Genomic DNA, 10,220 nt, shown 5'->3' with positions numbered 1-10,220 from the left:
ACCCCCGCCCCCCCGCGCGCGCGCCCGGGGGGCCCGGCCCGCCCCCCCGAAACCTGGGCCCCGCCCATCCTCTGCGTCCGGCCGCGCCGGGGACATCCCAGCCCCGTCGGCGTTTGAGGCGCGGGGTCCGGGCCCGCGCCCGGCCGCTGCGCGGAGCCAGCCCCACCCCGCCCCTTCCCGAAACCGGCGGGCTCCGCCCCCGGATCCCCCGCACCGCCGCTGCGCGGCGGTCGCCTCAAGCGCCGGCGGGGCTGGTATGCCCAGCACAGGGGGCGGGGCGTGCGCCGTGGGGGCGAGGGGGTGAGGGGGGTCCCGGTAGGGTGGGGGGGTCGTAACACTTCCCGTGGGGGAAAGCCGGTGCGAGGCCGGCGCTGACCCGCAACCGTAAGCCGCCCCGCTGGCGACAAGCCGGATTGCCCCGCCGAGGACGTACACGGCTCGCGCCGCCGGAGGCAACCGGCGGCCGGCACCGTCGAGGTATACGGAGCCGGAGCCCGGCGCAACCGTGCCTGCCTCCCGCTCCCCAGCAGGAGAGGCACCGCCCAGCCATGACCGTCCGCCGCAGCGCCACCGCGCTCGCCGCCACCGCCGTGCTCTGCGGGGCCACCGCCCCCCTGGCCTTCGCCGCCCCGAGCCCGGCACCCGTCATCCCCTCAGGCCTGTACGGCAAGGCGGACCCGACGTACGACGGCGTCTGGCGCCAGTCCTTCGCCCTGCTCGCCCAGCACGCCGTGGGCCTGACGCCCGCCCCGCAGGCCGTGGACTGGCTGACCGGCCAGCAGTGCGCCGACGGCGCCTTCGCCTCCTTCCGCCCCGACGCGGCCAAGGCCTGCGACGCCAAGACCATGCTCGACAGCAACGCCACCGCCGCCGCCGTGCAGACCCTGGCGGTCCTCGGCGGCCACGACGCCGCCGTCGCCAAGGGCGTGGCCTGGCTGAAGTCCGTGCAGAACGCCGACGGCGGCTGGAGCTACAGCCCCGGCACCCCGAGCGACGCCAACTCCACCTCCGTCGTGATCGGCGCCCTGGCCGCCGCGGGCCAGAAGCCGGCGGAGGTCAAGTCCAAGACCGGCAAGAGCGGCCCCGACGCCCTGGTCACCTTCCAGGTCGGCTGCGCCGCCCAGGGTGCCGACCGCGGCGCCTTCGGCTACCAGCCCGACAAGGCCGGCAAGCTCGCCCCCAACGCCGACGCCACGGCCGCCGCCGCCCTGGCCGGCCTCGGCAAGTACGCGCTGGTCACCCCGGCCGGTACCGACGCGCCGGTGGCCGCCCCCACCTGCCCGGCCACCGGCCCCGCCGACGCCCCGGCCGCCGCCGCCGGCGCCGCCTTCTACCTGGCCGAGGCCCTGAAGAAGGACGGCCACCTGGTCGCCGTCACCCCGGGCGCCGACCAGCCCACCGCGGACGTCGGCAACACCGCCGACGCCGTGATCGCCCTGGCCGCCGGCGGCCACAAGACCGCCGCGGCCGGCGCCCTCACCTGGCTGCAGAAGAACGGCCCGGCCTGGGCCAAGGGCAACCCGGCGGGCCTGGCCGGCCTGGTGCTGGCCGCGCACGCGGCGGGCGCCGACCCGAAGGCCTTCGGCGGCACCGACCTGGTCGCCCAGCTGAACGCCACCGGCCCGGCCCCGCAGACCGCCACCGCGGCCGCCGACGGCAAGAAGGACGAGAAGAAGGAGAAGGAGGACAAGGGCGGGTCCTCCAACGTCGGCTGGTTCCTGGGCGCCGGCGCCATGGCCGGCATCGGCATCGGCTTCCTCCTCAGCAGCCGCCGCAAGAAGAACCAGCTCTGATGCGCACCCGGCTCGCCGCGCTGGCCCTGGCGCTCGGCACCTTCCTGACGGTGCTGGGCGCCGGGCCGGCGCTGGCCACCGGCTACCGCTACTGGTCCTTCTGGCAGGGCGGCGGAGCCGACAACACCTGGGTGTACGCGGGCGAGGGCCCCAGCACGGCCCGGCCCGTCGACGGCGCGGTCGAGGGATTCCGCTTCGCTGTCAGCGCGGACTCCAAGGACGCCCACCAGCCGCGCCGGCCCGCCGACTTCCAGGCCGTCTGCGGGGACACCCCGGCCGTCCCGGGGAAGAAGCGGGTGGCCCTGGTCATCGACTTCGGCGTGCCCGCGGACGCCCCGGGGAGCGAGCAGCCGCCCGCGCTGCGCACCGCCTGCGCGAGCGTCGACCCCGCCGCGAGCGCCGCCGAGGCGCTGGCCGCCGTCGCCAAGCCGCTCCGGTACGACAGCGCCGCGATGCTGTGCGCGATCTCCGGCTACCCGAAGCAGGGCTGCGGGGAGCAGGTGACCGCCTCGGAGCCGAAGGCCGAGGGCACCCCCGCGCCGCAGGGCTCGGCCGCCGCCTCCGCCGGTACGGATGCCGGCGCGACCCCCGGTACCGACTCGGCCGCGGATTCCGCTTCGGACTCCGGCAGCACCTCCCTGGGCCTCGTCGCCGGCATCGCCCTGGTCCTGGCCCTGGGCGGCGCCGCCCTCTGGCAGGTCCGCCGCCGCCGCGTCCGGTGAGCCGTACCGTCCGTCCCACCCCCGCCGCAGCCCCTGCGGCGGGGGCGGCGGCGCGCCCGGACGGGGGCGGCCCCGGCGGCCGCCCCCGGGCCGGCCGGTGGGCGGCCCCGCAGGCCCGGCGGGGGAACGCCGTACCGGCCGGCGCCTGGTGGCTGTGGGCGCTCGGGCTGGCCACCGCGGCCAGCCGCACCACCAACCCGATCCTCCTCGCACTGATCGTGGCGACCGCCGGTTACGTGGTCGCCGCCCGCAAGACCGACGCGCCCTGGGCCCGCTCGTACACCGCCTTCCTCAAGCTGGGGCTCGCGGTGCTGCTGATCCGGCTGGTCTTCTCGCTGCTGCTCGGCTCGCCCATCCCCGGCACGCACCTGATCGTGACCCTGCCCGAGGTGCCGCTGCCCGACTGGGCCAAGGGCATCCGGATCGGCGGCCGGGTCACCGCCGAGCAGCTGCTCTTCGCCTTCTACGACGGCGCGAAGCTCGCCACCCTGCTGATCTGCGTCGGCGCGGCCAACGCGCTCGCCAACCCGGCCCGCCTCCTGAAGTCGCTGCCCGCCGCGCTGTACGAGGCGGGGGTGGCGGTGGTGGTGGCCATGACCTTCGCGCCGAACATGGTCGCGGACGTGGCCCGGCTGCGGACCGCCCGGCGGCTGCGCGGGCGCCCCACCGGGGGCGTGAAGGCGATCCTCCAGATCGGCCTGCCGGTCCTCGAGGGCGCCCTCGAACGCTCCGTCGCCACCGCCGCCGCCATGGACGCGCGGGGCTACGGCCGCACCGCGCAGGTACCGGCCGGGGTCCGCCGGCTGACCGGCGCGCTGACCATCGGCGGCCTGCTGGGCGTGTGCGCCGGTACGTACGGGCTGCTCGGCGCGGAGGGCGCGGAGTACGGGCTTCCGGTGCTGCTGGGCGGCCTGGCACTGGCGCTGGCCGGGCTCTGGCTCGGCGGCCGGCGCAGCCTGCGCACCTCCTACCGCCCCGACCGGTGGGGGGTGCGGGCCTGGCTGGTGGCCGGCTCCGGCATCGCCGTCGCCGCCCTGCTGATCCTGGCGGCCGGCCGGGACCCGGAGGCCCTGCGCCCCGGCGTCCTGCCGCTGGTCGCCCCCGTCCTGCCGCTCGGCGCCGCCGGAGCCGTCCTGATCGGCCTGCTGCCCGCCTTCGTGGCGCCCGTACCGAAGGAGCCGTCGCAGTGATCCGGTTCGAGCAGGTGTCCGTGACCTACGAGGGCGCGGCCGCGCCGGTGCTGTCGGGGGTGGACCTGACGATCCCCGAGGGCGAGCTGGTGCTGCTGGTCGGGCCCTCGGGCGTCGGCAAGTCCACCCTGCTGGGGACGGTCTCCGGGCTGGTCCCGCACTTCACGGGCGGCACGCTGCGGGGCCGGGTCACGGTCGGCGGGCGGGACACCCGCACGCATCCGCCGCGCGAGCTGGCCGACCTGGTCGGCACGGTCGGGCAGGACCCGCCGGCGCACTTCGTCACCGACACGGTGGAGGACGAGCTGGCCTACGGGATGGAGTCCCTGGGGCTGGCGCCGGCCGTCATGCGGCGGCGGGTCGAGGAGACCCTGGACCTGCTGGGCCTGAACGAACTGCGGGACCGGCCGATCGCCTCGCTGTCCGGCGGGCAGCAGCAGCGGGTCGCCATCGGCTCGGTGCTGACCCCGCACCCCCGGGTGCTGGTCCTGGACGAGCCGACCTCCGCGCTGGACCCGGCGGCGGCGGAAGAGGTCCTGGCGGTCCTGCAGCGGCTGGTGCACGACCTGGGGACGACCGTCCTGATGGCCGAGCACCGCCTGGAGCGGGTCGTCCAGTACGCCGACCAGGTCCTGCTCCTGCCCGGCCCGGGCCGGGCCCCGCTCCTGGGCTCCCCCGCATCCATGATGTCCGTCTCCCCGGTCCACCCCCCGGTCGTCTCCCTGGGCCGGCTGGCCGGCTGGACCCCCCTCCCCCTCTCGGTCCGGGACGCCCGCCGCGCCGCCACCGCCCTCCGCGCCCGGCTGTCGGAGGCCCCTATGGGGGACCCGGCCGACCCGTCCGCTGCCGTCGAGTCGACGGGGACCACTCCAGCCCCGGCGACGTTGGAGGCCGGGGGGACCACTCCAGCCTCGCCGGCGTTTGAGGCGCGGGGTCCGGGGCGGAGCCCCGAAGCCCCGGCCCCGGCCCAGCTCAAGGCCGTAGCCGTGCGCCGCGGCCGGGCGGAGGTGCTGCACGGGATCGACCTCACGCTCCGGCCCGGCGAGATCACCGCGCTCATGGGCCGCAACGGCGCCGGCAAGTCCACCCTGCTCACGACGCTCGTCGGCATCCAGGCGCCGCACGGCGGCAAGGTCGCGGTCGGCGGCCGGGACCCCCACCGCACCCGCCCCGCCGACATGATGCGCCACGTCGGCCTCGTCCCCCAGGAGCCCCGGGACCTCCTGTACGCCGACACCGTCGCGGCCGAGTGCACGGCCGCCGACCAGGACGCCGGGGCCACCCCCGGCACCTGCCGCGACCTGGTCCGGACCCTGGTGCCCGGCGTGGCGGACGACACCCACCCGCGCGACCTCTCCGAAGGACAGCGGCTGGCCCTGGCCCTGGCGATCGTGCTGACCGCCCGCCCCGCCCTGCTGCTGCTCGACGAGCCGACCCGAGGTCTGGACTACGCCGCGAAGGCCCGGCTGGTGGAGATCCTGCGCGACCTGGCGGCCCGCGGCCACGCCGTGCTGCTGGCCACCCACGACGTGGAGCTGGCGGCGGAGCTGGCCCACCGGGTCGCGATCCTGGCCGGCGGCGAGATCGTCGCGGACGGTCCCACGGCCGAGGTCGTGGTCTCCTCCCCCGCCTTCGCCCCCCAGGTGGCCAAGATCCTCGCCCCGGGCCACTGGCTCACCGTCACCCAGGTCGCCGGGGCCCTCGCCGCCCGGGAGCCCGGGCCCGAGGACGCCGAGCGGCACCCCGGCACCCCGGAGCCCGGGCCCCAGGGCGCCCGGCCGCAAGGCCCCCCGCCCACCGAAGAGCCCGAGGCATCCGCATGACCCCCCGCTCCCGCCCCGTCCGGATCGGCCCCCGCGCCGCCGTCGCGCTCGTGCTGGTCTCGCTGGTGGGCGTGGTCGCCTTCGGGTGGCCGCTGCTGGCCGACGGGCAGTCGGGGCTGGCGCACTCGCAGGACGCCCCCTGGCTGTTCGCCGCCCTGCTGCCGCTGCTCGTCGGCGTGGTGGTCGCCACCCTCTCCGACGGCGGGATGGACGCCAAGGCCGTGGCCATGCTCGGGGTGCTCGCCGCGGTCGGGGCCGCGCTGCGCCCGCTGGGGGCCGGTACCGCCGGCCTGGAGCCGATGTTCTTCCTGATGGTGCTCAGCGGCCGGGTCCTCGGCCCCGGCTTCGGCTTCGTGCTCGGCGCCGTCACCATGTTCGCCTCCGCCCTGCTCACCGGCGGGGTCGGCCCCTGGATGCCGTTCCAGATGCTGGCCATGGGCTGGTTCTCGCTGGGCGCCGGGCTGCTGCCGGGACCGGACGGGCTGCGGGGGCGGCCCGAGCTCGCGATGCTCGCGGCGTACGGCTTCCTCGGCTCCTTCGCGTACGGCACGGTCATGAACCTCCAGGGCTGGGTCCTCCTCCAGGGCATGGGATCGGGCATCTCCTTCCACCCCGGCGACCCGCTGACGGAGAACCTGGTCCGCTTCCTCGCCTACTGCGCCGCCACCTCCCTCGGCTGGGACCTGGGCCGGGCGGTCCTCACCGTCGTCCTGACGCTCACCCTCGGCGGGACGCTGCTGCGGGCGCTGCGGCGGGCCACCCGAAAGGCCGCCTTCGAGGCCCCTGCCACCTTCGAATCACCACAAAACGGACAGCTGAAGCACCCCCAATAGAGTGACGGGCTGCCACGGAAAGCGACATTCCACCCCTCTGGCGGTGAGGCGGCCCACAGGACCCAGGTCACATACGAAGCGCCCTCGTAGGCTCCCGGCGTCCCCTTTACGCCCCCCTCACATCCCCTCCGACCTGCACGGACGCCGACCCGTCGGGCCCCCGGGACCTCCCGCCCCCGCTACGACCCGCGGTAGTAACGGGGGTCGTTGCCACCCCGCGGCAACCCGCGTAGAACTGGATGAGTCGCAAGGGCGGCCCGGGAGCTTCACCCCCGGATCACCCGCCCCGGCAGACCGGATCCCCCGCGGATCACGGACTGCGCGAAACCCATCTCACCGGCGTGAGTGGTTCACGCGTGTCCCCGGCATGCCCGCGACCGCCCTGTCCCCTACGGAAGGCCCCCTCCGTGTCCAACACCCTCATCCGCCGCATCGCCGCCAGCAAGAAGACCCTCGCGGGCACCGTCGTCGGCCTCGCCGCCGCCGGCTCGCTCCTGGCCGCCGTGCCGGCCCAGGCTGCCCCGATGAACGCCAAGGCGATCGCACACCAGATGATCAAGGACCCGGCGCAGTTCGCCGCGTTCTCGAAGATCGTCGAGCGGGAGAGCGGCTGGAACCACACCGCGACCAACTCGTCCTCCGGCGCCTACGGCCTGGTCCAGGCCCTCCCGGGTTCGAAGATGGCGTCCGCGGGCTCGGACTGGAAGACCAACCCGGCCACCCAGATCAAGTGGGGCCTGGACTACATGAACTCCCGCTACGGCTCCCCCGTCGGCGCCTGGAGCTTCTGGCAGACCCACCACTGGTACTGAGCCGGCCCAGCCGCCCAGACGCAGTGACGAAGGCCCCGGTGGCCGGCCTCCCCAGGCCGGCTACCGGGGCCTTCCCCCATCCCCAGGGGCTTCACGGGAGCGGGCGCGGCGCCCCGGCAGGGGCCGGCCCACCCGAACTCAGAGGCGCTGGATGATCGTCCCGGTCGCCAGCGCACCGCCCGCGCACATGGTGATCAGCGCGAACTCCTTGTCCCGCCGCTCCAGCTCGTGCAGCGCGGTGGTGATCAGCCGGGCGCCGGTGGCCCCCACGGGGTGGCCGAGGGCGATCCCGCCGCCGTTGACGTTGACCTTCTCCAGGTCCTGGTCGAAGACCTTGGCCCAGCTGAGGACCACCGAGGCGAAGGCCTCGTTGATCTCCACCAGGTCGATGTCCTTGAGCGACATCCCGGCCTTGCCCAGCACCGCCCGGGTCGCGTCGATCGGCCCGTCGAGGTGGAAGTGCGGGTCCGCGCCGACCAGCGTCTGGGCCACGATCCGGGCCCGCGGCTTCAGCTTCAGCGCCCGCGCCATCTTGCGCGAGGCCCACATCACGGCCGCGGCCCCGTCGGAGATCTGCGAGGAGTTCCCGGCGGTGTGGACCGCGGTCGGCATCACCGGCTTCAGCCGGGCCAGCCCCTCCATGGAGGTGTCCCGCAGCCCCTCGTCCCGGTCGACCAGCCGCCACATGCCCTGCCCGGCGCGCTGCTCGTCCTCGGTGGTGGGCACCTGCACCGCGAAGGTCTCGCGCTTGAAGCGCTCCTCGGCCCAGGCCACCGCGGCCCGCTCCTGCGAGAGCACTCCGAGCCGGTCGACGTCCTCGCGGGTCAGCCCGCGGTGCCGGGCGATCCGCTCGGCCGCCTCGAACTGGTTGGGCAGGTCGACGTTCCACTCGTCCGGGAACGGTTTGCCCGGTCCGTGCTTGGAACCGGAACCCAGCGGGACCCGGCTCATCGCCTCGACCCCGCAGGCGATGCCGATGTCCATCACCCCACCGCTGATCATGTTCGCGACCATGTGGTTGGCCTGCTGCGAGGAGCCGCACTGGCAGTCCACCGTGGTCGCGGCGGTCTCGTACGGCAGGCCCATGGCGAGCCAGGCGTTGCGCGCCGGGTTCATGGACTGCTCGCCGGCGTGGGTGACGGTGCCGCCGACGATCTGCTCGACGCAGTCGGGCTGGATGCCCGTACGGGCCAGCAGCTCACGGTAGGTCTCGCCCAGGAGATAGGCGGGATGGAGGTTGGCGAGCGCTCCTCCGCGCTTGCCGATGGGGGTCCGTACGGCTTCGACGATGACGGGTTCCGCGGCCATGAGCTCGTCCTCTCCTCCACAGCGGCGGGGCGTCCCGGCGCCTCGCGGCAGGCTGTGTGTCGTGTCGTGCGAGTCGTGCGAAACGTCCGGTCCGGGTCCACCGCGCCTCACGGCCCGAACCCCCGAACTAGTACGCGTTCTAGTTCTCCCCGCAGTCTTATGACCGGAACCCCGGCTACGCAAGACTCTTGCGCGGGACTTGCACACTTTCCGCACGCGCCCGGGGCTGGCGCGCGCCCCCGCGGACGGCAACAGTTGACGCCGCGGGCCTTGTGACTTCTAGAACTCGTTACTACCTTCGAGCCAACTTCTGATGGGCCGTCAGACTTTGGAGTTGCCGATGCCCTGCCCAGCGCTGCCCGAGGGGTTCGACGCCACGGACCCCGACATCCTCCAAGACCGCGTCCCGTTCCCGGAGTTCGCCCAGCTGCGCCAGACGGCACCGGTGTGGTGGTGCCCCCAGCCGCGCGGCATCACCGGCTTCGACGACGAGGGCTACTGGGCCGTGACCCGGCACGCGGACGTCAAGTACGTCTCGACGCACCCCGAGCTCTTCTCCTCGACCACCAACACCGCGATCATCCGCTTCAACGAGCACATCGCGCGCGAACAGATCGACGCCCAGCGGCTGATCATGCTGAACATGGACCCGCCCGAGCACACCCGGGTCCGGCAGATCGTCCAGCGCGGCTTCACCCCCCGGGCGATCCGCGGGCTCGAGGACGCGCTGCGCGAGCGGGCCCGGCGGATCGTCGCCGAGGCGAAGGCCGCGGCCGGCGACGGCAGCTTCGACTTCGTCACCCAGGTCGCCTGCGAGCTGCCGCTCCAGGCCATCGCCGAACTGATCGGCGTACCCCAGGAGGACCGCTCCCGGATCTTCCACTGGTCGAACCAGATGGTCGCCTACGACGACCCGGAGTACGCGATCACCGAGGAGGTCGGCTCCAACGCGGCCATCGAGCTCATCGGCTACGCGATGAACATGTCCGCCGACCGCAAGCAGTGCCCGGCCAAGGACATCGTCACCCAGCTCGTCGCCGCCGAGGGCCAGGGCAACCTCAGCTCCGACGAGTTCGGCTTCTTCGTGCTGCTGCTGGCCGTGGCGGGCAACGAGACCACCCGCAACGCGATCAGCCACGGCATGCACGCCTTCCTCACCCACCCCGACCAGTGGGAGCTCTACAAGCGGGACCGCCCGGCCACCGCCGCCGAGGAGATCGTCCGCTGGGCCACCCCGGTGGTCTCCTTCCAGCGCACCGCCACCCAGGACACCGAACTCGGCGGGCAGAAGATCCGCGCCGGCGACCGGGTCGGCCTCTTCTACTCCTCGGCCAACCACGACCCCGAGGTCTTCGCGGACCCGGACGCCTTCGACGTCACCCGCGACCCCAACCCGCACCTGGGCTTCGGTGGCGGCGGACCCCACTTCTGCCTGGGCAAGTCCCTGGCCATCCTGGAGATCGACCTGATCTTCAACGCCCTCGCCGACGAACTGCCCGACCTGCGGCTCACCGGCCCCGAGCCGCGCCGGCTGCGCGCCGCCTGGCTCAACGGCATCAAGGAACTCCAAGTCAGCCACGGCTGAGGACTTCCAGGTCGGCCAGGCCGTGTGCGGCGAGCCGGCCGACCCGGAACCCGGCGGCAGGGGTCACAATTGGGGCGGACGGACGAGACCGAGGAGGCCGGCATGAGCGGCGTATGGGACGACCTCGTGGGGCAGGAGCGCGTGACCACGCAGC

Annotated in this window: 8 protein-coding genes and 1 riboswitch; of the genes, 7 read left to right on the top strand and 1 reads right to left on the bottom strand. The window is 74.7% G+C overall.

The annotated features are described in order from the left end of the window. Positions 1–347 precede the first annotated feature (347 nt). Positions 348–419: riboswitch (cobalamin riboswitch) on the top strand. Between the two features lie 129 nt (positions 420–548). The 6 genes from AB0O40_RS36545 to AB0O40_RS36520 all read left to right on the top strand — a co-directional run bounded on the left by AB0O40_RS36545 (position 549) and on the right by AB0O40_RS36520 (position 7,173). Next, a complete protein-coding gene (locus AB0O40_RS36545) occupies positions 549–1,793 on the top strand; it encodes a prenyltransferase/squalene oxidase repeat-containing protein (RefSeq protein ID WP_365050354.1) in 1,245 nt (414 codons plus the stop codon). Further along, the gene (locus AB0O40_RS36540) at positions 1,793–2,515 is read left to right on the top strand and encodes an SCO2322 family protein (RefSeq protein WP_365050352.1); all 723 of its coding nucleotides are present in this window, start codon (positions 1,793–1,795) and stop codon (positions 2,513–2,515) included. Before AB0O40_RS36545 ends, AB0O40_RS36540 begins: the two co-directional genes overlap by 1 nt. Then, positions 2,512–3,705, top strand: a complete 1,194-nt coding sequence (locus AB0O40_RS36535; protein ID WP_365050350.1) for an energy-coupling factor transporter transmembrane protein EcfT — start codon at positions 2,512–2,514, stop codon at positions 3,703–3,705. Before AB0O40_RS36540 ends, AB0O40_RS36535 begins: the two co-directional genes overlap by 4 nt. Then, entirely contained in the window at positions 3,702–5,528 is a 1,827-nt protein-coding gene (locus AB0O40_RS36530) for an ATP-binding cassette domain-containing protein (RefSeq protein WP_365050348.1), read from the top strand. The genes AB0O40_RS36535 and AB0O40_RS36530 overlap by 4 nt, the downstream gene beginning before the upstream one ends. After that, positions 5,525–6,361, top strand: a complete 837-nt coding sequence (locus AB0O40_RS36525; protein ID WP_365050346.1) for an ECF transporter S component — start codon at positions 5,525–5,527, stop codon at positions 6,359–6,361. The genes AB0O40_RS36530 and AB0O40_RS36525 overlap by 4 nt, the downstream gene beginning before the upstream one ends. A 407-nt stretch (positions 6,362–6,768) precedes the next feature. After that, the gene (locus AB0O40_RS36520) at positions 6,769–7,173 is read left to right on the top strand and encodes a transglycosylase SLT domain-containing protein (protein ID WP_365050345.1); all 405 of its coding nucleotides are present in this window, start codon (positions 6,769–6,771) and stop codon (positions 7,171–7,173) included. A gap of 138 nt (positions 7,174–7,311) precedes the next feature. Here AB0O40_RS36520 and AB0O40_RS36515 read toward each other — a convergent pair whose 3' ends face one another. Then, complete coding sequence (locus tag AB0O40_RS36515; protein WP_365050343.1) at positions 7,312–8,481, bottom strand: steroid 3-ketoacyl-CoA thiolase; 1,170 nt, start codon at positions 8,479–8,481, stop codon at positions 7,312–7,314. A 340-nt stretch (positions 8,482–8,821) separates the two neighbouring features. Here AB0O40_RS36515 and AB0O40_RS36510 point away from each other — a divergent pair, with 340 nt between their 5' ends. Then, positions 8,822–10,066 carry a cytochrome P450 gene (locus AB0O40_RS36510; protein WP_365050341.1) on the top strand — a complete coding sequence of 415 codons (1,245 nt, stop codon included), beginning with the start codon at positions 8,822–8,824 and terminating at the stop codon, positions 10,064–10,066. Positions 10,067–10,220: the final 154 nt, after the last annotated feature.

The sequence above is a fragment of the Streptomyces sp. NPDC089919 genome, assembly GCF_040684615.1.
In the GTDB taxonomy this organism is placed as follows: Bacteria; Actinomycetota; Actinomycetes; order Streptomycetales; family Streptomycetaceae; genus Streptomyces.
Note: the sequence above shows the minus strand (reverse complement) of the source record. Positions and strands in the feature narration are given on the sequence as shown.